Origin of the sequence: Streptomyces genisteinicus, from assembly GCF_014489615.1 — a bacterium.
GTDB classification, from domain to species: domain Bacteria; phylum Actinomycetota; class Actinomycetes; order Streptomycetales; family Streptomycetaceae; genus Streptomyces; species Streptomyces genisteinicus.
The window spans coordinates 1,210,505-1,232,524 of sequence record NZ_CP060825.1 but is presented as its reverse complement, the minus strand read 5'-3'; the positions used below and the strand labels follow the sequence as shown (position 1 = coordinate 1,232,524).

General features: G+C 73.7%; 19 protein-coding genes. 11 read left to right on the top strand and 8 right to left on the bottom strand.

Annotated elements, in window-relative coordinates; translation table 11 throughout:
* Nucleotides 1–50: 50 nt before the first annotated feature.
* Together IAG43_RS05445 and IAG43_RS05440 are read right to left on the bottom strand one after the other, a co-directional pair.
* On the bottom strand, nt 51–893 hold the full coding sequence (locus tag IAG43_RS05445) for a siderophore-interacting protein (protein ID WP_187739621.1): 843 nt from the start codon (nt 891–893) through the stop codon (nt 51–53).
* 41 nt (nt 894–934) lie between these two features.
* Nucleotides 935–1,837 carry a 5'-3' exonuclease gene (locus IAG43_RS05440; RefSeq protein ID WP_187744301.1) on the bottom strand — a complete coding sequence of 301 codons (903 nt, stop codon included), beginning with the start codon at nt 1,835–1,837 and terminating at the stop codon, nt 935–937.
* 251 nt (nt 1,838–2,088) lie between these two features.
* Here IAG43_RS05440 and IAG43_RS05435 point away from each other — a divergent pair, with 251 nt between their 5' ends.
* The 4 genes from IAG43_RS05435 (at nt 2,089) to IAG43_RS05420 (ending at nt 7,403) form a co-directional block, all read left to right on the top strand.
* Nucleotides 2,089–3,261, top strand: a complete 1,173-nt coding sequence (locus IAG43_RS05435) for a quaternary amine ABC transporter ATP-binding protein (protein ID WP_246574076.1) — start codon at nt 2,089–2,091, stop codon at nt 3,259–3,261.
* Nucleotides 3,254–5,878: an ABC transporter permease/substrate binding protein gene (locus IAG43_RS05430; RefSeq protein WP_187739620.1), complete on the top strand. Its 2,625-nt coding sequence runs from the start codon at nt 3,254–3,256 to the stop codon at nt 5,876–5,878. The genes IAG43_RS05435 and IAG43_RS05430 overlap by 8 nt, the downstream gene beginning before the upstream one ends.
* A 192-nt stretch (nt 5,879–6,070) precedes the next feature.
* Entirely contained in the window at nt 6,071–6,661 is a 591-nt protein-coding gene (locus tag IAG43_RS05425; protein WP_187739619.1) for a helix-turn-helix domain-containing protein, read from the top strand.
* 4 nt (nt 6,662–6,665) lie between these two features.
* Nucleotides 6,666–7,403 (top strand): helical backbone metal receptor, encoded by a 738-nt coding sequence (locus IAG43_RS05420; RefSeq protein ID WP_187739618.1) that lies wholly within the window; start codon nt 6,666–6,668, stop codon nt 7,401–7,403.
* On the opposite strand, the gene IAG43_RS05415 is transcribed toward IAG43_RS05420, so the two are convergent.
* Nucleotides 7,351–8,493 carry a TDT family transporter gene (locus IAG43_RS05415; RefSeq protein ID WP_187739617.1) on the bottom strand — a complete coding sequence of 381 codons (1,143 nt, stop codon included), beginning with the start codon at nt 8,491–8,493 and terminating at the stop codon, nt 7,351–7,353. The two genes, IAG43_RS05420 and IAG43_RS05415, sit on opposite strands and share 53 nt — an antisense overlap.
* 70 nt (nt 8,494–8,563) lie before the next feature.
* Here IAG43_RS05415 and IAG43_RS05410 point away from each other — a divergent pair, with 70 nt between their 5' ends.
* Complete coding sequence (locus tag IAG43_RS05410; RefSeq protein ID WP_187739616.1) at nt 8,564–9,481, top strand: LysR family transcriptional regulator; 918 nt, start codon at nt 8,564–8,566, stop codon at nt 9,479–9,481.
* A gap of 37 nt (nt 9,482–9,518) precedes the next feature.
* Here IAG43_RS05410 and IAG43_RS05405 read toward each other — a convergent pair whose 3' ends face one another.
* The 3 genes from IAG43_RS05405 to IAG43_RS05395 all read right to left on the bottom strand — a co-directional run bounded on the left by IAG43_RS05405 (nt 9,519) and on the right by IAG43_RS05395 (nt 12,800).
* The gene (locus IAG43_RS05405) at nt 9,519–10,208 is read right to left on the bottom strand and encodes a gamma-glutamyl-gamma-aminobutyrate hydrolase family protein (protein WP_187739615.1); all 690 of its coding nucleotides are present in this window, start codon (nt 10,206–10,208) and stop codon (nt 9,519–9,521) included.
* 8 nt (nt 10,209–10,216) lie between these two features.
* Nucleotides 10,217–11,701: an ethanolamine permease gene (gene eat / locus IAG43_RS05400; RefSeq protein ID WP_187739614.1), complete on the bottom strand. Its 1,485-nt coding sequence runs from the start codon at nt 11,699–11,701 to the stop codon at nt 10,217–10,219.
* Between the two features lie 358 nt (nt 11,702–12,059).
* Complete coding sequence (locus IAG43_RS05395) at nt 12,060–12,800, bottom strand: FadR/GntR family transcriptional regulator (protein ID WP_187739613.1); 741 nt, start codon at nt 12,798–12,800, stop codon at nt 12,060–12,062.
* A gap of 75 nt (nt 12,801–12,875) precedes the next feature.
* Here IAG43_RS05395 and IAG43_RS05390 point away from each other — a divergent pair, with 75 nt between their 5' ends.
* The 4 genes from IAG43_RS05390 (at nt 12,876) to IAG43_RS05375 (ending at nt 17,917) form a co-directional block, all read left to right on the top strand.
* Nucleotides 12,876–14,240, top strand: coding sequence for a glutamine synthetase family protein (locus IAG43_RS05390; protein ID WP_187739612.1), 1,365 nt, complete (start codon nt 12,876–12,878; stop codon nt 14,238–14,240).
* 8 nt (nt 14,241–14,248) lie between these two features.
* Nucleotides 14,249–15,619 (top strand): aldehyde dehydrogenase family protein, encoded by a 1,371-nt coding sequence (locus tag IAG43_RS05385; RefSeq protein ID WP_187739611.1) that lies wholly within the window; start codon nt 14,249–14,251, stop codon nt 15,617–15,619.
* A gap of 6 nt (nt 15,620–15,625) precedes the next feature.
* Entirely contained in the window at nt 15,626–16,411 is a 786-nt protein-coding gene (locus IAG43_RS05380) for a 3-oxoacyl-ACP reductase (RefSeq protein WP_187739610.1), read from the top strand.
* Between the two features lie 507 nt (nt 16,412–16,918).
* Complete coding sequence (locus IAG43_RS05375; protein ID WP_187739609.1) at nt 16,919–17,917, top strand: DUF2510 domain-containing protein; 999 nt, start codon at nt 16,919–16,921, stop codon at nt 17,915–17,917.
* Nucleotides 17,918–17,976: 59 nt separating this feature from the next.
* On the opposite strand, the gene IAG43_RS35100 is transcribed toward IAG43_RS05375, so the two are convergent.
* On the bottom strand, nt 17,977–18,822 hold the full coding sequence (locus tag IAG43_RS35100; protein WP_187739608.1) for a MarR family transcriptional regulator: 846 nt from the start codon (nt 18,820–18,822) through the stop codon (nt 17,977–17,979).
* A gap of 69 nt (nt 18,823–18,891) precedes the next feature.
* Here IAG43_RS35100 and IAG43_RS05365 point away from each other — a divergent pair, with 69 nt between their 5' ends.
* Together IAG43_RS05365 and IAG43_RS05360 are read left to right on the top strand one after the other, a co-directional pair.
* Complete coding sequence (locus IAG43_RS05365) at nt 18,892–19,878, top strand: EamA family transporter (RefSeq protein ID WP_187739607.1); 987 nt, start codon at nt 18,892–18,894, stop codon at nt 19,876–19,878.
* On the top strand, nt 19,802–20,446 hold the full coding sequence (locus IAG43_RS05360; protein ID WP_187739606.1) for an NAD(P)-dependent oxidoreductase: 645 nt from the start codon (nt 19,802–19,804) through the stop codon (nt 20,444–20,446). The genes IAG43_RS05365 and IAG43_RS05360 overlap by 77 nt, the downstream gene beginning before the upstream one ends.
* A gap of 35 nt (nt 20,447–20,481) precedes the next feature.
* Here IAG43_RS05360 and IAG43_RS05355 read toward each other — a convergent pair whose 3' ends face one another.
* Nucleotides 20,482–21,684: an amino acid deaminase/aldolase gene (locus IAG43_RS05355; protein WP_187739605.1), complete on the bottom strand. Its 1,203-nt coding sequence runs from the start codon at nt 21,682–21,684 to the stop codon at nt 20,482–20,484.
* Nucleotides 21,685–22,020: the final 336 nt, after the last annotated feature.

The following is a 22,020-nucleotide window of genomic DNA, read 5'->3' as shown; positions in this document are numbered from 1 at the left end:
CTGCCGCCCACGAGGGGCGGCGGCACACGGCCCGCGTCACACCGGACGGGTCAGCCGGACGTCTCCTGCTCCCGCTCCACCTGCTCGTTCCACTCCCGCTTGATCGCGCGCCAGTCCTCGTCCGTCTTGCCCAGGCGCCAGTAGCCGGAGATCGACAGCCGCTCCTTCGGGATCCCGTGGTCCAGGCGGAGCAGGCGGCGCAGCTCCTTGACGCTGCCGGCCTCGCCGTGGACGAACGCCGACACCTCGCCGGCCGGGAACTCCAGCTCCTTGACCGCGGCCACCAGGGCCTCGCCCGGTGCGCGGTCGCCGCGGTGCAGCCAGGTGACCTCCACGCCGTCGGGCGTGACGATCTTCTGCTCCTCCTCGGGGCCCGCCACCTCGACGAAGGCGTGCACCCGGGCGCCCGCCGGCATGCGTTCCAGCGAGGCGGCGATCGCCGGCAGCGCGCTCTCGTCGCCGGCCAGCAGATGCCAGTCCGCGGCGGGCTCGGGGGCGTAGCCGCCGCCGGGGCCGAGGAAGTGCATCGTCTCGCCGGCCCGTGCCCGCGCCGCCCAGGGGCCCGCCAGGCCCTCGTCGCCGTGGACGACGAAGTCGATCGCCATCTCCCGGTGCGCCGCGTCCCAGGAGCGCACGGTGTACGTCCGGTTCGCGGGCCACTGCTCGCGCGGGAGCTCCTCGCGGATCCGGTCGATGTCGAACGGTTCCGGGTAGCTCACCCCGTCCGGTGCGAAGAGGAGTTTCACGTAGTGGTCGGTGAACTCGCCGATGTCGACGGCGGTCTCCGGATCCAGCGCGAACACCACGCGCACCATGTGCGGGGTCAGCCGCTCGGTGCGCACCACGGTCGCGTGGTGGGCCTTGGGTGACTTGCGGGCCGGACGCTCTGTCACTGTCTTCTCCCTGCGACGCCTACTTAGGTATGCCTAAGTTATCACTCGAGGGCGGCGAGCAGCCGGACGACCGCGCCGCCGAGGCCCCAGCGCTCCGCCAGCTCCTCCAGCGCGGCCGGATCGCGCGGTGTGCGCGGCAGGGCGGGGTCGAAGTCCGGCAGCGGCACGTCCGGGGCGACCCTGACCACACGCGGCGCGACGGCGACGTACGCGCGCGCCTCGTCGAGCCGCTTGCGCTGCGAGGGCGTGAGCTTCGACGTGCGGTCGTCCACCGCCGCCATGATCCCGTCGAGGTCGCCGTACGCGTCGAGCAGCTTGGCCGCCGTCTTCTCGCCGATCCCCGGCACCCCCGGCAGGCCGTCGCTCGGGTCGCCGCGCAGCAGCGCGAGGTCGACGTAGCCCGGTCCGTCCACCCCGTACCGCTCGCGCAGCCACGCCCCGTCCGTCACCTGGAGCGTGCCGACCCCCTTCAGCGGATAGAGCACCCGGCGGGCGCGGGCGTCGTCCACCAGCTGGAAGAGGTCGCGGTCCCCGGTGACGATGTCGACCGGGCCGTCGGCCCGCGCCGTCAGCGTGCCGATCACGTCGTCGGCCTCGTAGCCGTCGGCACCGACACGGGCGATGCCCACCGCCGCGAGGACCTCCTGGATGACCGGCACCTGGGGGCCGAGCGTGTCGGGCGTCTCCTCGACGTCCGGGCCCGTGGCCTGCGCCTCGGCGACCCGGTGCGCCTTGTAGGACGGGATCAGGTCCACCCGCCACTGCGGCCGCCAGTCGTTGTCCCAGCAGGCGACCAGGTCGTCGGGCCGGTGGTCCTGCACCAGGCGGGCGATGAAGTCCATCAGCCCGCGCACCGCGTTCACCGGGGTGCCGTCCGGGGCGCGGACCGAGTCGGGGACGCCGAAGTAGGCGCGGAAGTACAGGGAGGCGGTGTCGAGGAGCATCAGGCGTCGCGTCACACGGACGATGATGCCGCACACCGCCGACAGCCCCCGCCGGCCGCTCCGCGCGCGGGCGCCGTGACCTGGGTCACTTTCGCGTTTGTCGTTTTGGGGCCCGGGCAGGCGCGGAACCGGAGCGAAACCCGTCGCATTTTCAACCACTGCGGCGGGCCCCGGCGGGCGGACCCCGCCCTGTTCCACGGCCCGTCCGAGGGGGTGCCGGGCCGTCTACCGGTTCTATGCGTGAGGTGTATGTGTCCAGGCTGCAGGCCGAGCACTTGTACAAGGTGTTCGGCAGACGACCCGACGAAGCGGTGACCAGGCTCGAAGGCGGTGCCGATCGAGACGAGCTGCGTGCCGACGGCACGACCGCCGCGGTCATCGACGCGTCCTTCACGGTCGAGCCCGGACAGATATTCGTCGTCATGGGCCTGTCCGGATCGGGCAAGTCCACCCTCCTGCGGATGCTCAACGGCCTCCTGGAGCCCACCTCGGGCCGGGTGCTCTTCGACGGCGAGGACGTCACCGCCCTCAGCCCGCGCGACCTGCGCGCCGTGCGGTCCAGCCGGATCAGCATGGTCTTCCAGCACTTCGCGCTCTTCCCGCACCGCAGCGTGCTGGAGAACGCCGGGTACGGCCTCGAGGTGCAGGGCGTTCCCCGTGAGGAGCGCACCCGCCGCGCCGCCGAGGCGCTCGAACTCGTGGGCCTGGCGGGCTGGGAGGACTCCTGGCCCGACGAGCTCTCCGGCGGCATGCAGCAGCGCGTCGGCCTCGCCCGCGCGCTCGCCACCGACGCCGACCTGCTCCTCATGGACGAGTCCTTCAGCGCGCTCGACCCGCTGATCCGCCGAGACATGCAGGACCAGCTGCTGGAACTCCAGAAGCGCCTGAAGAAGACCATCGTCTTCATCACCCACGACCTCAACGAGGCCATGCGCCTCGGCGACTCGATCGCCGTGATGCGCGACGGCCGGATCGTCCAGCTGGGCACCGCCGAGGACATCCTCGTCACCCCGGCCAACGACTACGTCGCCTCCTTCACCCAGGACGTGGACCGCTCCCGGGTGCTCACGGCCGGCGCCATCATGGCCGACAAGGAGACCGTCTACGGCACCGTCACGGACGGCGGCGACGAGCTGCGCGGCGCGGACGACGTGCTCGCCAAGGCACCCGCCACCGTCGGCGAGGACACCCCGATCATCGAGCTGTTCACGCCGTGCGCGGGCAGCACCACTCCCGTCGCCGTCACCGACGAGGAGGGCGAGCTGGTCGGCGTCGTCCCGAGGACGCGGCTGCTCGCCGTGCTCGGCGAGCCGATGCCCGCCCCGGCCGCGGCCCCGACCGCGCCCGAGGCCCGGATCCCGGAGCAGACCGGGACCCCGGCCGCCGCCGAGGACACCGAGGGCAAGGCGGTGGCCAGTGCCTAGGCTCCATCTCGGCGACTGGGTCGACAGCGGTGTCGACTGGCTCCAGCGCCACCTCTCCTGGCTGTTCGACGCGATCAGCTCGCTCGTCACGGGCATGTACGACGGCATCGACGCGGTGCTGTCGGCCCCCGCGCCCCTGCTCTTCGCCGGCATCCTCGCCGTCGGCGCCTGGTGGCTGCGCGGTCTCACCGCGGGAGTCCTCGCCTTCGCCGGGTTCGCGCTCATCGACTCGATCGAGCTCTGGGACGACGCCATGTCGACCCTCTCGCTCGTCCTCGTCGCCACCATCGTCACCCTGGCGATCGCCGTCCCGCTCGGCATCTGGGCCTCGCGGTCCAAGACGGTCAGCGCCGTCACCCGCCCGGTGCTGGACTTCATGCAGACCATGCCGGCCATGGTCTACCTGATCCCCGGCATCATCTTCTTCGGCGTCGGCGTGGTGCCCGGCATCATCGCCACCATCGTCTTCGCGCTGCCGCCCGGCGTCCGGATGACCGAACTCGGCATCCGGCAGGTCGACGGCGAACTGGTCGAGGCGGCCGAGGCGTTCGGCACCACCGAGCGCAACACCCTGCTGAGGGTCCAGCTCCCGCTCGCGCTGCCCACGATCATGGCCGGCATCAACCAGGTCATCATGCTGGGCCTGTCGATGGTCGTCATCGCCGGCATGGTCGGCGGCGGCGGACTCGGCGGAGCCGTCTACCGCGCCATCGGCAACGTGGACATCGGGCTCGGCTTCGAGGCCGGCATCTCCATCGTCATCCTCGCCATGTACCTCGACCGCATCACCGGCGCCCTCGGCCGCCAGGTGTCGCCGCTCGGCCGCCGCGCGCTCGCCAAGGCGCGCGCCGCGGCGGGCGGCCTGAAGATCTGGAACCACCGGCCCCAGCCCGTGGTCGCGGTCGCCGGCATGGTCGTCCTCGCGCTCGTCGCGGGCGGCATGAGCGTCTTCGGGGGCTCGAAGACCGCGACGGCGGGCGACGCGTCCGACATCGGCCAGGGCAAGAAGATCTCCGTCGGCTACATCCCGTGGGACGAGGGCATCGCCTCCACCTTCCTCTGGAAGGAGATGCTGGAGCAGCGCGGTTTCGAGGTCGACGCCAAGCAGCTGGAGGCCGGTGCGCTCTACACCGGCCTGGCCGGCGGCCAGATCGACTTCCAGACCGACTCCTGGCTGCCCGTCACCCACGCCTCCTACTGGGACAAGTACCAGGACAAGCTGGAGGACATGGGCTCCTGGTACGGCCCCACCTCCCTGGAGCTGTCCGTCCCCGCCTACATGAAGGGCATCGACTCCCTGGAGGACCTCAAGGGCAAGTCGGCGCAGTTCAAGGGCCGCATCATCGGCATCGAGCCGAGCGCCGGGATGATGGGCATCCTCAAGGACAAGGTCCTGAAGGAGTACGGGCTGGAGGGCGAGTACGAGGTCGTCGACGGCTCCACGCCCGGCATGCTCGCCGAGCTGAAGCGCGCGTACGACAAGAAGGAACCGATCGTCACCACCCTGTGGTCGCCGCACTGGGCCTACAGCTCCTACGACCTGAAGAAGCTCGAGGACCCCAAGGGCACCTGGGGCAAGGGCGACGGCGTGCACACCCTGGCGCGCAAGGGCTTCTCCGCCGAGAACCCCGAGGTCGGCAAGTGGCTCAAGGACTTCGAGATGACCGAGGAGCAGCTCACCGGCCTCGAGGCGAAGATCCAGGAGACCGGCAAGGGCAAGGAGCAGGAGGCCGTCCGCGCCTGGCTGAAGGAGAACCCGGGACTCGTCGACAAGTGGGCCCCGGTCGCGAAGTCGGGCAAGGCCGCCAAAGGAGGCGGCGACGAGCGCGACCGCACGCTGAACGTCGCCTGGTTCCCGTGGGAGGAGGACATCGCCGCCACCTACCTGTGGAAGGCCGTGCTGGAGGAGCGCGGCTACACGATGAACCTCCAGCAGTTCGAGGTCGGCCCGATGTACACGGCCCTCGCCCGGGGACAGATCGACGTGCAGTTCGACGGCTGGCTGCCGAGCACGCAGAAGAAGTACTGGGACAAGTACGGGAAGGACCTGACCGACCTCGGCTCCTGGTACGGGCCCACGTCACTCGAACTCGCCGTTCCGTCGTACGTCGAAGGAGTGGACTCGCTCGAGGACCTGAAGGGGCGCGGTGACGAGTTCAAGGGCCGTGTCGTCGGCATCGAGCCCGGCACCGAGACCATGAACATCCTCAAGAACAAGGTCCTGCCGGAGTACGGCATCGACGAGGAGTTCGAGGTCGTCGACAGCTCCACGCCCGGCATGCTCGCCGAGCTGAAGCGCGCGTACGCCAAGAAGGAGCCCATCGCCGTCATGCTGTGGACCCCGCACTGGGCGTACAGCGAGTACGAGCTGACCAAGCTCGCCGACCCGAAGAAGGCGTTCGGCGAGGGCGACGAGATCCACACCGTCGCCTCCAAGGCCTTCCCCGAGCAGTACCCGCAGCTCACGAAGTGGTTCAAGGACTTCGAGCTGGACGAGAAGCAGCTCGCCGGACTGGAGAACGAGATCCAGAAGCGCGGCACCGGGCACGAGGAGGAGGCGGTGGCGGCCTGGATGGAGAAGAACCCGGGCATCACCGACCGGCTCGCCCCGCTGTAGCGGGCGGCCTCCGGTGGCACCGCCACCGGGTGTGACAGGGGTGGTCCCCGCCGTGACGGCGGGGACCACCCCTTTTCCCGTTTTCCCGCGCCCCGGACGCCCCTGCGATCCGCTTGCCTGTGCGCTTGGTGGGTACGGGCGGGCGGATGCTGCGTATGGTGAGACAGGACCCAGGGGAGGGGAGCCCGCCCGATGGACGCGAAGGACGCGAAGGACACCAAGGAGAGGGAGGAACCCCTCCGGGTGGGCGCGGCCGTGCGCAGGCGCCGGCGCGTCCTGCGGCTGACCCTCGCGGCCGTCGCCGCGCGCAGCGGGCTGTCCGTCCCCTTCCTCAGCCAGATCGAGAACGAGCGCGCCCGCCCCAGCGACCGCTCGCTCCAGCGGGTCGCCGACGCCCTCGACACCACCGTCGAGGCGCTGCTCGCCGCCTCCGACTCGACCCGGACCGTCGATCTCGTCCGGTCCTGCGACGACGCCCACCCCGGCGGACCGCCGGGTGTCCGGTCCCTGGTGCGCGGCCGCCACCAGCTGCACGCCGTGGAGCTGTGCGGCGCGCAGGAGAGCGAGGGCGAGTTCCAGCACCGCAACGACGAACTGCTCTACGTCGCGGACGGGGCGGTCGAGGTCGAGGCCGAGGGCCGCGCCCACCGGCTCGGCGCCGGTGACTCGCTCTTCCTCTCCGGCGGCGTACGGCACCGGTGGCGGGCGACCACGGACGACACCCGGCTGCTCGTCGTCGCCGTCGCCGACCACATCGCCGCCGGCCCGGCGCCCCGGGGCTGATCCGGTGCGCGTCGTCTCGCTCGTCCCGTCCCTGACCGAGGCCGTCGCCGTCACCGCGCCGGGCCTGCTGGTCGGCGTCACCGACTGGTGCAGCCACCCCGCCGGACTCGCCGCCGCGCGCGTCGGCGGCACCAAGAACCCGGACGTGGCCGCCGTCGTCCGGCTGCGGCCCGATCTGGTGATCGCCAACGAGGAGGAGAACCGCGGCCCCGACCTGGACGCCCTGCGGGCCGCCGGCATCGAGGTGCTGGTCACCGAGGTGCGCACGCTCGGCCAGGCCTTCGGCGAGCTGGAGCGGGTCCTGGTCGGTGCCTGCGGTCTCGGCCGGCCGGCCTGGCTCGCCGAGGCCGAGGGGGCCTGGGCGGCGGTCCGCCCGCCGGCCGCCCCGGTGCGGGCCGTGATCCCCGTCTGGCGGCGGCCCTGGATGGTCCTCGGCCGGGACACGTTCGCCGGCGACCTCCTCGCCCGGCTCGGCGTCGTCAACGTCTACGCGGACCACGCCGAGCGCTACCCCCGGATCGGCGTCGACGAGCTGCGCGGCAGCGGTGCCGGCCTGGTCGTCCTGCCCGACGAGCCGTACGCCTTCGGCCCCGGCGACGGGCCCGAGGCCTTTCCCGGTCTGCCCGCCGCCTGCGTCGACGGGCGGTTCCTGACCTGGTACGGACCGTCCCTGACCGAGGCGCCCGCCGTCATCGGCGCGGCGCTGCGAGCAGTTCTCCCCGCAGCAGACCCCGGACCGTGAGCACCGAGGCGGCCGCCCAGGCCGTCACCAGCAGCACGTACAGCGCCACGGCGAGCCAGCCGTACGCCGCCAGCCCCGTGTGGTGCGCCAGCGTCTGCGAGCCCGTCACACAGGTGCCCACCGGGAAGGTGAAGGCCCACCAGCCCATCGTGAAGCCCATGCCCGCACGGAACGCGCGCACCACCAGCGCCCCGGCGAGCGCCAGCCACAGCAGGGCGAACCCCATCACCGGCACGCCGTAGAAGACGGCGAGGGCGCCGAGGCCGTGCGCGTACGGGGCCGCGACCGCACCCGGCGCCACGTCGGCCAGCTTGTTCACGGCGGTGGTCGACTGGCCGAGCGGCCCGAGCACCAGGAACAGCGCCGGGGTCAGCGCGAGCGGCAGCGGACCGTGGTGCACCAGCCGCGCGAAGACCACCGGCAGGATCAGCAGCGTCGCCAGCAGGCTGACGCCGAACAGGGCGTAGCTTCCCAGCAGCAGCCCCTCCCGCCACTGCCCCGCCGGCAGATGCGGCACCAGCAGCGGCCCGGTTGCCGCGGACACCATCGGCGCGACGACGGGCAGCAGCCACACCGGCGACGCGCTGCCCGGCGCCACCCGGTGCCGCACCACCATCAGATAGGGCACCGCCACGGCCACCACGACACCGGTCACCGTGCCGGCCGCGAACAGCACCGCGGTCACCGCGAGCGCGGCACCCCCGCCGAGCAGACCGCGCCCGGCACCCGCCGCCCCCGCGCCGACGGCGAGCAGCGCCATCGACAGGCAGCCGTAGAACGGAGCGACGCCGGGATCCTCCAGATGGGCGCGGGCCTGGTCCCGGTGACGTGCCCAGTGCACCGCTCGTGCCGCCAGCACCACCGCGAGCAGCAGTGCGGACAGCGCCCAGAGAGCGCCCGCCGCCCAGCGCAGCGCGGGCGGGCCGCCGGGGAACGCGCCGCCCGCGGTGCCCACGATCGCGGTGCCCATCACGGGGGCGTACCAGTTCGGGCCGAGGTGCCGGGCGGAGATCCGCGGGATTCCCGGAAGCCGGGGGGTCTCCCCGGCGAGGGCGAGCGGACGTGCGGCGGGCTGGGCGGCGGTGACCATGGCACCACTGTTCCGGCCGGTCCGCGCACCCACCAGGGATCATGGCCCTATCACCCCATAAACTGGTCTTATGGCCGACGAGGAGCGTGTGCCGCTCGCCCACCGAGTCCCGGACCTCGGGGCGCTCGAGCTGCTGCTCGCCGTGGCCCGCCACGGCAGCCTCGGCCGGGCGGCCCGCGAACTCGGCGTCACCCAGCCCGCGGCGAGCAGCCGCGTCCGCTCGATGGAACGCCAGCTCGGTGTGGCCCTCGTGGAGCGCTCGCCCCGCGGATCACGGCTCACCGAGGCCGGTTCCCTCGTCACGGACTGGGCCCGCCGGGTCGTGGAGGCGGCCGAGGCGTTCGACGCGGGCGCGCAGGCGCTGCGCGGGCGGCGCGACTCCCGGCTGCGGGTCGCCGCCAGCATGACCATCGCCGAGTACCTGCTGCCCGGCTGGCTCATCGCACTCCGCGCCGACCGGCCCGGCACCGCCGTCTCGCTGCTCGCCGGCAACTCGGCGGCCGTCGCGGACCGGCTGCTCTCCGGTGAGGCGGACCTGGGTTTCGTGGAGGGCCTCGCCGTGCCCGAGGGACTCGACGGCACCGTCATCGGGCACGACCGCCTCGTCGTGGTCGCCGCTCCCGGCCACCCCTGGGCCCGCCGCCGGTCGCCGCTCACGGCCGGGGAACTGGCGGGCGCCCCCCTGGTGCTCCGCGAGCGCGGCTCCGGCACGCGCCAGGTGCTCGACTCCGCGCTCTCCGCCTTCGGCGGTCTCGCGGACCCGCTGCTCGAACTCGCCTCCACGACCGCGGTGAAGGCGGCGGCGGTGACCGGCGCGGGCCCCGCGGTGCTCAGCGAACTCGCGGTCACCGAGGAGCTCGCCTCCCGCCGGCTGGCCCGCGTCCCGGTCGACGGCGTCCGCCTCGACCGCGACCTGCGCGCCGTCTGGCCCCACGGTCAGCGCCCCACCGGCCCGGCCCGCGACCTGCTGGGGCTGACCCGGGGGTGACGCCGCCCGCCCGGGCCCGGCGGCCTCCCGGGCGCCGTCACCCCCGGGCCGCCGCCACCAGCCCCGCCATCACCCGGGTGTCCGAGTCCATCTCCGGGTGCCACTGCACCCCCAGCACCCATCCTTCCCCGGCAACGGTCTCCAGGGCCTCCACCGTCCCGTCCTCGGCGTGGGCGCCGGCCGTCAGGCCCTCGCCGAGCAGGTCCACCGCCTGGTGGTGGTAGGTGGGGACCGGCACCGCCTCCGGCACGAGCGCCGCATAGCGCGTGCCCGGCACCGGCTTGACCAGGTGTTCGCCGAACACCCCGATGTCCGGCCCGAGATGACCGTCGAGGTGCTGCCGCAGCGAGCCCCCGAGGGCGACGTTCAGCAGCTCCATGCCGCGGCAGATGCCGAGCAGCGGGGTACCGGAGTCCAGCGCCGCCCGGATCAGGGCCAGTTCCCAGGCGTCCCGTTCGGGAGCGGGCGGTCCGGTGCGGGGATCGCGTTCGGCGCCGTACAGCGCCGGGTCGACGTCCGGCCCGCCGGCCACGACCAGCGCGTCGAGCCGTGCGACGACCGCCGCGGCGCGGTCGGGAGCGTCCGGCGGCAGCATCGCCGCGAGACCTCCGGCCGCCTGGACCAGGCGGGGATAGCCGGCCGGCAGCAGTGCGGCCGGAAGATCCCACACGCCCCAGCGCGCGGACGCCTCCAGATAGGTGCTCACTCCGACGAGCGGCGCGGTCATGGCGGTTCTCATCCCTTCCGTTCCAGCTCTGCCTCGGCGGCGGCCAGCGCCGCGAACTCCTCCTCCGGCGCCCGCGCCACCAGCCGGTGCCGACTGTAGAAGGCGAAGTACGCGAGGGCCACGGCGTACACGGCGAGTGCGGTGAACGCGGCGTCCCTGTCGACCAGGAACGTGGCGACCAGCGCCGCCAGGGCCAGCACGAAGGCGACCGAGGAGGTGGCCACACCGCCCGGGGTCCGGTAGGGACGGGGAAGCTCCGGTTCCCGGCGGCGGAGCACGATGTGCGAGAGGGCCATCAGCGCATAGCTGATGGTCGCGCCGAAGACGGCGATGTTCAGCATCCGGGCGCCGTTCCCGGTGCCCGCCGCCAGCGCGAATCCGATGGCGCCGGGGATCAGCAGCCCGAGGTACGGCGACTTGCGCCGGCTGGTGAGGGAGAGGAAGCGCGGCAGGTACCCGGCGCGCGAGAGGGCGAAGAGCTGGCGCGAGCCCGCGTAGATCAGCGAGAAGAACGAGGCCACGAGGCCCGCGAGCCCCGCGTAGTTGACGAAGCGGCTGAGCGCGGTCGGGTCGCCGTCGCCCTGGAGCGCCACCACCAGCGGGTTGCCCGCGTCCTGGATCGCCGCCGAGCCGCGAGCCCCGCTGGCCGCGAAGAAGGTGAGGACCGCGAGCAGCACCAGCACGCCCATGGAGATCGCCAGCGCCCGCGGCATGGACCGCACGGGGTCCTTGGCCTCCTCCGCCGCGAGCGGTACGCCCTCCACACCGAGGAAGAACCACATCCCGAACGGGAAGGCGGCCCAGATGCCGAGGAGCCCGAACGGCAGCCACGAGGAGGAGCCGAAGGCCTCCGGGTCCACCGGGATGTCGTTCAGCGAACCGCCCCGGAACTCGGTGAACGCGCCCACCGCGAAGATCAGCAGCGCCGCGACGGCGATCGCCGTCACGACCAGGCTGAAGCGCAGCGCCTCGCCCACGCCCCAGAGGTGGATGCCGATGAAGACGGCGAAGCAGGCCAGGTAGACGGGCCAGCCCGACTCCAGGCCGAACAGGCCGAGCGATTCGACGTAGTCGCCGATGAAGATGGAGATCGCGGCGGGGGCGAGGATGTACTCGATCAGGATGGCGGTGCCGGTGAGGAAGCCGCCCCAGGTGCCGAGCGCCCGGCGGGCGAAGCCGTAGCCGCCGCCGGCGGTCGGCAGGATCGCGGACAGTTCGGCGAGCGCGAAGACCAGGCACGCGTACATCACGCCCATCAGCAGGGTGGCGACGGCCAGACCGCCGAATCCGCCCTTGGAGAGGCCGATGTTCCAGCCGGAGAAGTCACCGGAGACGACGTAGGCCACGCCGAGCCCCGTCAGCAGCAGCCAGCCGGCGCTGCCCCGACGCAGGGTGCGGCGGTCCAGATAGGCGTCGGCGCCCTGCGATGGGCCCGACGGGGGCGGGGCGCCCGGGCCGGAGGGGGAGGGGCGCGATGTGGTGCCTTCAGCCATGGGTCGCTCCTGGCTCAGGTCAAAGGTTTGTGCGCACACCTTTGCGGCACGGCGGCGGCTGCGCAAGCCCTGTGCGTAAACCCGGCGTTACAGGTGCCGCGCCGCTCCGCCCCCGTCTCCCCGGGGCGCGTGCGCGGGGCGCCGCAGCCCGCCGGGCGGTCCCGCCCGGCGGATCGGCGCTCCCGCGGCGCCTGCCCCGTGGGGGGCGTGCGCAACCCCCGGGTCCTGGGGAGTGCGGGCTCCCGGGGCCGCGGCGGGCGGGGGTGCGTCCGGGGCCTTGCGCGTAACTCCGGAACACCGGACTCCCGGGACCCCGGAGCCCCCGACCCGACCACCGGAACCCCGGACCTCGGCGCCCTCAGGCGAGGAACCCCCGCAGCAGCGCCGCCGTCCCCTCGCAGTGCTCGCGCATCACCTCGCGGGCCGCCTCCGCGTCCCCGTCCAGCACCGCCTCCACCAGCGCCGTGTGCTGGTGCTGCGAGTGCTCCAGGTTGCGCACCAGCAGCGGGATGCAGTCGAGGAGGTCGTTGAGAGTGGCCCGGACCGCGGCGTAGCGGGCGGTCAGCGACGGGGAGCCGGAGAGCTCGGCCAGCGTCAGGTGGAGCAGGGTGTCCTGCTTGCGGTAGTCCGCGAGCGGGGCGTCCCTCGTCGCCGCGAGCGCCGCGCGCAGCCGGTCCGCGTCCGGTCCGGCGAGGCCGTGGGCGGCGCAGAGCCCGGCCGCGCCGGTCTCCAGCACCTCGCGGAAGCGCAGGGTGTCCTCCACGTCGACGCCGGCGAGGCGGCGGCGCAGTTCGTCCTCGCCGTGGCTGTCCGGGCGCTGGAGCACAAACGTTCCGCCGTAGCGGCCGCGCCGGCTCTCCACCAGCCCCTGGTCGGCCAGGACCTTCAGCACCTCCCTGAGGGTGACCCTGCTGATGCCCATCCGGTCGGCCAGCTCCCGCTCGGCGGGCAGCCGTTCGCCGCCGGAGACCAGCCCGAGCCGCAGCAGCTGGAGGATCTGCTCCAGCGCCTCCTCGAACCCGTTGCCCGCGCGCACCGGCCGCAGCACCGGGGTCAGCCGGTCCTCGGACCCGCTCGCCGTCCCAGCCGCCTTCGTCACCTCGCGTTTCCCCTTCCCAAGCAATGGTTCTCAGTAATACCTTATGGCTCCCGGCTGGCCCTAGGAGGAGTTCCCGTGGCAGACCGCACACCCCCGCTCCCGCTCGACGACCTGCGGGCCGAGGTCCAGCGCGGCGAGATCGACACCGTCGTCCTGGCCTTCCCCGACATGCAGGGCCGGCTCCAGGGGAAGCGCTTCGCCGCGCCGTTCTTCCTCGACGAGGTCGCCGAGCACGGCACGGAGGGCTGCAACTACCTCCTCGCCGTGGACACCGAGATGAACACCGTCGACGGCTACGACATGTCGTCGTGGGACCGCGGCTACGGCGACTTCGCGATGCGCCCCGATCCCACCACGCTCCGCCGCATCCCCTGGCACCAGGGCACCGCGCTGCTGATGGCCGACCTCGCCTGGCAGGACGGCTCGCCCGTCGTCGCCGCGCCCCGCCAGATCCTGCGCCGCCAGCTCGACCGGCTCGCGGAACGCGGCTGGACCGCGCAGGTGGGCACGGAGCTGGAGTTCATCGTCTTCAAGGACACCTACGAACAGGCCTGGGACCGCGACTATCGCGGCCTGACCCCGGCCAACCAGTACAACATCGACTACTCCGTCCTCGGCACCGGCCGCATCGAACCCCTGCTGCGCCGCATCCGCAACGAGATGGCGGGCGCGGGCCTGACCGTCGAGTCCGCCAAGGGCGAGTGCAACCCCGGCCAGCACGAGATCGTCTTCCGCTACGACGAGGCCCTCGTCACCTGCGACCAGCACGCCCTCTACAAGACGGGCGCCAAGGAGATCGCCGCCCAGGAGGGCGTCTCGATCACCTTCATGGCCAAGTACAACGAGCGCGAGGGCAACTCCTGCCACATCCATCTCTCCCTCGTCGACGAGGACGGCGGCAACGTCATGTCCGGCGACGGCCCCGGCGGCATGTCCCCGGTGATGCGCCACTTCCTCGCCGGACAGCTCGCCGCACTGCGGGACTTCTCGCTCCTGTACGCACCCCACATCAACTCCTACAAGCGCTTCCAGCCCGGCTCCTTCGCCCCGACCGCCGTCGCCTGGGGCCACGACAACCGGACCTGCTCCCTGCGCGTCGTCGGACACGGCCGCTCCCTGCGCTTCGAGAACCGGCTGCCGGGCGGCGACGTCAACCCGTACCTCGCCGTCGCCGGCCTGGTCGCCGCGGGCCTCCACGGCGTCGAGCAGAGCCTCGAACTGCCCGAGCCCTGTACCGGGAACGCCTACACCGCCGACTACGCGCACGTCCCCACCAGCCTCCGCGAGGCCGCCGAGCTCTGGGAGAACAGCCCGATCGCCAAGGCCGCCTTCGGCGACGAGGTGGTCGCCCATTACCGCAACATGGCACGCGTCGAGACCGAGGCCTTCGACGCCGCCGTCACCGACTGGGAGCTGCGCCGCTCCTTCGAACGCATGTGAGGCCGCACGTGTCAGAGCCGTACGCACTCGACGTACTGAACCCCGCCACCGAGGAGGTCGTCGCCACCGTCCCCGGCGCCGGCGCCCACGACGTCGACACCGCGGTCACCCGGGCCGCCGCGGCCCAGCGGCACTGGGCCGCCGCCGCACCCGCCGACCGGGCCCGGCTGCTGCGCCGCTTCGCCGCCGTCGTCGACGCCCACATCCCGGAACTGGCCGCTCTGGAGGTGAGGGAGGCCGGCCACACCGTCGGCAACGCCCGCTGGGAGGCAGGCAACGTCCGCGACCTGCTGGAGTACTCGGCCGGGGGAGTGGAACGCCTGACGGGACGTCAGATCCCGGTTCCCGGCGGCATCGACATCACCCTCCTGGAGCCGCTCGGCGTCGTCGGCGTCATCGCCCCGTGGAACTTCCCCATGCCCATCGCCGCCTGGGGCGCCGCACCGGCGCTCGCCGCGGGGAACGCCGTCGTCCTCAAACCGGCGGAGACCACTCCGCTGACCGCCCTGCGGCTGGCCGAACTGGCCCTGGAGGCCGGGCTCCCCGAACACCTCCTCCAGGTGCTGCCCGGCCGCGGGGACATCGCGGGCGAGGCCCTGGTGCGGCACCCCGGCGTGGCCAAGATCGTGTTCACCGGATCCACCCGGACCGGAAAGCGGATCATGTCCCTCGCCGCCGCCCAGGTGAAGCGGGTCACCCTCGAACTCGGCGGCAAGAGCCCGAACATCGTCTTCGCCGACGCCGATCTGGAGAAGGCGGCGGCCGCCGCCCCCATGTCCTTCCTGGACAACAGCGGCCAGGACTGCTGCGCCCGGACCAGGATCCTCGTGCAGCGCTCCGTCCACGACCGGTTCCTCGACCTGCTCGCACCCGCCCTCGCCTCCGTGACCGTCGGCGACCCCGCGGACGAGGCGACCGACATGGGTCCGCTGATCTCCAAGGCCCAGCTGGAACGCGTGCGCTCGTACGTTCCCGAGGGCGCCGAGGGCCTTCGCGGCACCGCCCCCGCCGGCCCCGGCTTCTGGTTCGCGCCGACCGTCCTGACCGGCCTGGCCGCGGACGCGCCCGCCGCCCGGGAGGAGGTCTTCGGACCGGTCGCCGTGGTCCTGCCCTTCGACGACGAGGAGGACGCCGTACGCCTCGCCAACGCCACCGACTACGGCCTCGCCGGGTCGATCTGGACCCGCGACGTCGGCCGCGCCCTGCGGGTCTCGGGGGCCGTCGCCGCCGGCAACCTCTCCGTCAACTCCCATTCCAGCGTCCGGTACTGGACGCCGTTCGGCGGTTACAAGCAGTCCGGGCTCGGCCGGGAGCTGGGCCCCGACGCCCTCACCGCCTTCACCGAGACCAAGAACGTCTTCCTCAGCACGGAGGCCTGAACACCCATGACCGACGAGACCCCCATCTGCCGCCGCCTGGTCGGCCGCACCGCAGTCGTCACCGGCGCCGGCAGCGGCATCGGCCTCGCCACCGCGCGCCGGCTGGCGTCCGAGGGAGCCCATGTCGTCTGCGGCGACATCGACGAGACGGCCGGCAAGGCCGCGGCCGACGAGACCGGCGGCACCTTCGTCCGCGTCGACGTCACCGACCCCGACCAGGTGGAGGCGCTCTTCAGGACCGCGTACGAGACCTACGGCAGCGTCGACATCGCCTTCAACAACGCCGGCATCTCGCCCCCGGACGACGACTCGATCCTGGAGACCGGGCTGGAGGCGTGGAAGCGCGTCCAGGAGGTCAATCTGACCTCGGTCTACCTGTGCTGCAAGGCCGCCCTCCCCTACATGCGCAGGCAGGGGAGGGGATCGATCATCAACACCGCGTCCTTCGTCGCGCGGATGGGGGCGGCGACGTCGCAGATCTCCTACACCGCCTCCAAGGGCGGCGTTCTCGCCATGTCCCGGGAGCTCGGCGTCCAGTTCGCCCGCGAGGGCATCCGGGTCAACGCCCTCTGCCCGGGGCCGGTCGACACCCCGCTGCTGCGCGAGCTGTTCGCCAAGGACCCCGAACGCGCCGCGCGCCGGCTGGTGCACATCCCCGTCGGACGCTTCGCCGACGCGGCCGAGATCGCGGCGGCGGTCGCCTTCCTCGCGAGCGACGACTCCTCGTTCGTCAACGCCACGGACTTCCTGGTGGACGGCGGGATCTCCGGGGCGTACGTCACTCCGCTGTAGGCGGGGGCGCGGGGAGCGAGGGGAGCGAGGCCACGGGCAGGGGCGCGGGGCTCCGGGGCAGGGGCGTGGCGCGGCGTGCCGGCGTCGGCCCCGGCGGGCGCCTGCGCGCCCGGGTCCGGGGCTTCGTGCAGGGGTGCGGCGGGCTCTCCGGTCGGTCCTTCCGTGCCCGCGCGCCGGGCCGTGCGGGTGGCGTGCGGTGCGGTGCGGTGCGGCGCGGCGCCGTGTGCGGCGCCGCGGGACGTGCGGTGCCGGGCGGGCGGCGGACCGGGTGGTGTCCGGGTGGTGTCCGGTCCGGTCCGCTGCCGGTCCGTCCGGTGTCGGTCCGTTCGGTCGCGTCCCGTTCGGTTGCGTCCCGTCCGGTCCGGCCTTCCCGGGCGGTCCGGGCCGTCGTGCCGCGTGTGCTGCCGTGCCCGGTCCGGGAGGCCGCCTGAGCCCAGGTGTCCGGTTCCCGCCGCCGTGCAGCGGCCGGGGCGGTGGTGCGGCCCGGCCGCCGCATAGGCTGACCGCATGAGCATGACGACCCCGCCCGGCTGGTATCCGGACCCCCACGCACCCGGCGCGGAACGATGGTGGGACGGCTCGGCCTGGACCGCCCACACCCGGGCGCTCCAGGGGCAGACGCCGCCGACGGGCGGATTCGGGCCGGCGGGCGGCCCGGGGCAGGCGGGGGGATTCGGACCGCCGACCGTGCCCCTGCAGCAGGCCGGCGCCGGGGCGCCCGGGCGCGGCAGGCGGATCGCCGCGTGGTCCGCGGCGGCGGTCGTGCTCGTCGCGGCCGTGGTCACCGGAGCGGTCCTGTTCCGCGGGGACGGCGACCCGGCGCCGCCGGAGGCGGCCCCCGAGAGCCCGGTGGCCTCGGCCACCGCCACGCCGGAGACCGGGCCGTCACCGGAGGCGAGCACCGGGGCGAGCGCCGGAACCGACCCGGGGCGTCTGGTCGACCAGCTCAACGGCATCAGCCTGCCGATTCCGGACGGCTGGGTCGAGTCCGATCGGGTACTCGGCTCCGGCGCCACCATGTACACGGACGACACCTACGACTGCCCCGGCGGCGGGTCCCCTCTCTGCCGTCACGGGCAGGTGACGTCGATGACCGCCGACCTGTCCGGGACGACGGGCGGTGCCGTGACGCCACGGTCCGTCGCGGAGAAGGACATCGCGAAGGCGGCGGACGCCTTCTACGACGAGGACGCCCTGGGCAACCGCATCCACGGCGGCATCACCGCGCACAGCGTCGTCAAGGCGCAGAACGTCGCGGTCGCGGGCCGCGCCGGCCACCTGGTGCGCTGGAAGGTCGTCACCGGCGCCGGTCCCGGTGGCTACGTGCAGTCCCTGGTGTTCCCCTCGACGGCCGGGACCGAGGCCCTGGTGGTCGTGCGGTTCGCCTTCGACGCAGGGCCCGACGGCCCGAGCCTGGCGGAGATGGACCGGATCACGGCCGGTATCCGGGCGCTCGGCGGCGACGCGACGGGCGGCGGCGTCGGCAGCAGCATCGGACCGGGCTGACCCGGGGGTCCGGCGGGGCCCGGGCGGGCTGCCGGGCGGCCGGGCGGCCGAGGTGACGGTCAGTCGGCCAGCGCGCGGTAGAGGGAGGCCACCGAGGGCGCCTTGCCGGCGTTCTTCCCGGTGCGGATGGTGAGCCGGGCGGCGATCTCGGCGACGGGCACACCCTCGGCGCGCAGCTCCCTCGCCCGGGCGAGCATCTCCTCGTCGATCACCTTCGGCCGGCCGCCCCCGGGACCGCCCGAGGCGGCGGAGGCTCCGCCGCCTGATGCGCTCGTGGTGTCCGTCGGGTCGGTGCCCGCGTGGCCGGCGTACTCCGCGCGCACCGGTGGGGGGCCGAAGTCCTCCGCCACGGTTTCGCAGAACTCTTTCTCAAAACCTCCGTCCGGTGCGCGGCGCGGGATCAGCTCCTCGGGGACGGTGTCGCCGAGCGACTCCAGAAGGTCGCGCAGGAGCGAGGCGAGCGCGCCGAGACCGGCCCCGCCGAGCCCGGCCAGTACGCGGTTCTCGGTGGCCAGGTGGTCCGGCAGGACGCGGTCCACCAGGGCGAGGCCCTCCTCGGTCAGCGAGACGTGGACGACCCGGCCGTCCGACTCGCTCGGCGTCCGGGTCACCAGCCCGCGCGCCTGGAGCCGGTCCAGGCGCTGGGTGATGGCGCCCGAGGTGACCATCGCCGCCCGCATCAGCTCGGCGGGGGTGAGGCGGTGCCGTGGGCCGCTGCGCCGCAGCGTGGCCAGGACGTCGAACGACGCGGCGTCCAGCCCGTGGGCGGCGAACGTCCTCCCGAGCTCGTTGCCGACCAGGCGGGAGACCCGCGACAGCCGCCCGATCACCGCCATCGGCGTCACGTCCAGGTCGGGCCGCTGCGCGCCCCACTGCGCCAGAACGAGGTCCACGTGGTCTGCCATGGACGCAGTGTAGCCAATCACTTAGCGATGAGGTACTTTGGCTTAGTGCTAAGCAACCTGCTGAGAATCATGCGAGGCCGTCGGTTCGGCATCGTCGTGCTCACCGCGCTGGCGCCTGCCGTCTGGGGCTCCACGTATCTCGTCACGACCGAGCTGCTGCCGCCCGGCCGCCCCCTGCTGGCCGCCGTGCTCCGCGCGCTGCCCGCGGGGCTGCTGCTCGTCGCGATCACCCGGCGCCTGCCGCGGGGGATCTGGTGGTGGCGCGCCCTCCTGCTCGGCGCGCTGAACATAGGCGTGTTCTTCGCCCTGCTCTTCGTCGCCGCGTACCGGCTGCCGGGCGGGGTGGCCGCCACGGTCGGAGCCGTCCAGCCGCTGCTCGCCGCGGGGTTGTCCGCAGCGCTCCTCGGGGACCGGCTGTCCGCGCGCACCGCGGTGGCAGGCGTCGCCGGCGTGGCCGGAGTGAGCCTCCTCGTCCTGCGCTCGGAGGCACGGCTCGACGCCGTCGGGGTGGCGGCGGCGCTCGGCGGCGCCCTGGTGATGGCCACCGGCGTGGTGCTCGCCAAGCGCTGGACCTCGCCCGCCCCGCTCCTGGCCACCACGGGCTGGCAGCTGGTGGCCGGCGGACTGCTGCTCCTTCCGGTCGCCCTGCTCGCCGAGGGTCTCCCGCCCGCCGGACTGACCGCGGTGAACTACGCCGGATACGCCTACCTCTCGCTCATCGGCGCGGCCGTGGCCTACGCCCTCTGGTTCCGCGGCATACGGGAACTGCCGCCGACCGCGGTCTCCTTCCTCGGGCTCCTCAGCCCTCTCGTCGCCACCGTCCTCGGCGTGGTCCTCGCCGGTGAGCGGCTCAACGCACTCCAGGGCGTCGGCGGAGCCGTCGTCCTCGCGGCCCTGGTGGCCGCGCAGCGGCGGCCGGGGCCGTCCCGCCGCCCCGCCCGTCCACCGTCCGGCACCGCACGACCCAGGGGGACCGACCATGCGCATCACCGTCTTCGGAGCAGCGGGCCAGGTGGGACGCAGGACCGTGAGCGAGGCGCTGTCGCGGGGACATGACGTCACCGCGGTCGTCCGCGATCCGTCCGGTCACGCCGCCGCGCTGCCGCCGCGTGCCCGCCGCCGCGCGGGCGACGCATCGGACCCGGCGGCCGTCGCCCGGCTCGCACGGGGGCAGGACCTGGTCATCGGTGCGACCCGTCCGGGCCCGGGCCGCGAACACGAACTGGTGACGACGACGGAGGCGCTCCTCGACGGCACGGCACGCAGCGGCGTCCGCCTCCTGCTGGTCGGCGGCGCGGCCACCCTCACCGTGCCGGGGGCCGGGGGAGCGGCCGCCGCCCGGGCGCCGGACTTCCCCGCCGGGCGGCAGGCCGCCGAGGCGGCCTGCGCCGCACAGCTGGAGGTCTGCCGAGCGGCGCCCCCGGCCGCGGACTGGACCTGCCTCAGCCCTCCCGCCCTGCTGGAGCCCGGGAAGCGCACCGGGCTGTACCGGCTGGGCTGGGACACCCTGCTCACCGACCCCGAGGGGCGTTCAGCCGTCTCCCTGGAGGATTTCGCCGTGGCACTGATCGACGAGGCCGAACACCCCCGCCACCGGCGCACCCGCTTCACGGTCGCCTACTGACGGCCGCCGAAGGAACTCCCATGAGCGCGGCGGAACTACAGACAGGTGCGGCCCTCGCCCCGGTACGTGGGCACGGTGCCGGTCACCCGGTCACCCTCGATCAGGTGCAGCGCGGCGAAACGCTCGCACAGCTCACCGGCCTTGGCGTGACGGAACCACACCTTGTCCCCGATGAGCAGGTCGTCGGCGGGCGGGCCGATCAGCGGGGTCTGCACCTCGCCCGCGCCCTCCTGAGGGTCGTAGCGCAGCCCCTCCGGCAGATAGGGGACCGGCAGCCGGTCCTTGCCGGCCGCGCCGGAGGCGGGGTAGCCGCCGCCGAGCACCGTCACCGTGCCCACACCCGGGCGGCGCACCACGGGCTGGGCGAAGAGCGCGGCCGGACGGCCGCTGAAGGAGGTGTAGTTGTCGAAGAGCCGCGGCACGTAGAGACCGGAACCGGCCGCGATCTCCGTGACGGCGTCCTCGGCCGCCGTGTGCTGCACGCTGCCGGTGCCGCCGCCGTTGACGAACTCCAGATCGGGCTCGACCGCGCGCACCGCGCGCACGACCTCCGCCCGCCGCGCCGCCAGCTCCGCCCGTGCCGCCCGCTGCATCAGCCGCACCGCACGGGAACGCAGCGGAGACCCGGCCACCGCGTCGCCCACCCCGGCGACATGCCCCTCGTAGGCCATGACGCCCACCAGCCGGAAGCCGGGCCGCCGGGCGATCGACCGGGCGATGTCGGCCAGTTGCGCAGGGCCCCGCAGCGGGGACCTGCGGGCGCCGACACGGACCCGGCCGCCCAGCAGGTGCAGCGCGGTGTCCATCTCCAGGCAGACCCTGATCTCCTCCTTGCCGCCCGCCCGCGACCGGTCGATCAGGTCCAGTTGCGCGACGTCGTCGACCATCACCGTCACCGCCCCGGCCGACTTGGGGTCCGCGGCGAGCTCGGCGAAGCCCGTGCGGTCGGCGGAGGGATAGGCGAGCAGCACGTCCTCGAACCCGGCCCGCGCCAGCCACAGGGACTCGTCCAGCGTGAACGACATGATCCCGGAGAAGCCGTCCTTCGCGAGCACCCGCTCCAACAGGGCACGGCAGCGAACCGACTTGCTCGCCACCCGGATCGGCTTGCCGGCTGCGCGGCGGACGAGATCGTCGGCGTTGGCGTCGAAGGCGTCGAGGTCGACGACGGCCAGGGGGGCGTCCAGATGAGCGGTGGCCTTGTCGTAACGGGCCCGGTCGGCGGCGCGGGGAGTCATGGCCCGAGCTTGCCAGACCTAATTACCCCGGGGTAGTGGATGTTCTGGGCAGATCCCCACGGACCGGCTCCCGTGTGCCCGACCGGCTCGGCGCAGCCCGTTAGAGTGACCCGCACGAGCCGGCGAACGGACCTGCTCCGCGCAGTGATCCGCGCGGCGACCGGTGGTGCGCGGTGCGCGGACACAGTTACGGGGGGCACGATGGGCACGGAGGCGCAGCGCCCTTCGGGCGAGCAGCCCCCGCCCCGTTCCCGTATCTCCGACATGCTGCTCCCCACCGAGCCGCCCGCCCCGCCCGCGGAGTCCGACACCGCACCGGCGTCCCAGGACCCCACC

Bases quoted from the DNA above. Each gene is read 5' to 3' on its own strand.
- IAG43_RS05355 (WP_187739605.1), bottom strand. From the start codon at position 21,684: ATGACTCCCCGCGCCGCCGACCGGGCCCGTTACGACAAGGCCACCGCT.
- IAG43_RS05365 (WP_187739607.1), top strand. From the start codon at position 18,892: ATGCGAGGCCGTCGGTTCGGCATCGTCGTGCTCACCGCGCTGGCGCCT.
- IAG43_RS05380 (WP_187739610.1), top strand. From the start codon at position 15,626: ATGACCGACGAGACCCCCATCTGCCGCCGCCTGGTCGGCCGCACCGCA.
- IAG43_RS05415 (WP_187739617.1), bottom strand. From the start codon at position 8,493: ATGGTCACCGCCGCCCAGCCCGCCGCACGTCCGCTCGCCCTCGCCGGG.
- IAG43_RS05410 (WP_187739616.1), top strand. From the start codon at position 8,564: ATGGCCGACGAGGAGCGTGTGCCGCTCGCCCACCGAGTCCCGGACCTC.
- IAG43_RS05375 (WP_187739609.1), top strand. From the start codon at position 16,919: ATGAGCATGACGACCCCGCCCGGCTGGTATCCGGACCCCCACGCACCC.
- IAG43_RS05440 (WP_187744301.1), bottom strand. From the start codon at position 1,837: ATGCTCCTCGACACCGCCTCCCTGTACTTCCGCGCCTACTTCGGCGTC.
- IAG43_RS35100 (WP_187739608.1), bottom strand. From the start codon at position 18,822: ATGGCAGACCACGTGGACCTCGTTCTGGCGCAGTGGGGCGCGCAGCGG.
- IAG43_RS05405 (WP_187739615.1), bottom strand. From the start codon at position 10,208: ATGACCGCGCCGCTCGTCGGAGTGAGCACCTATCTGGAGGCGTCCGCG.
- eat (WP_187739614.1), bottom strand. From the start codon at position 11,701: ATGGCTGAAGGCACCACATCGCGCCCCTCCCCCTCCGGCCCGGGCGCC.
- IAG43_RS05425 (WP_187739619.1), top strand. From the start codon at position 6,071: ATGGACGCGAAGGACGCGAAGGACACCAAGGAGAGGGAGGAACCCCTC.
- IAG43_RS05360 (WP_187739606.1), top strand. From the start codon at position 19,802: ATGCGCATCACCGTCTTCGGAGCAGCGGGCCAGGTGGGACGCAGGACC.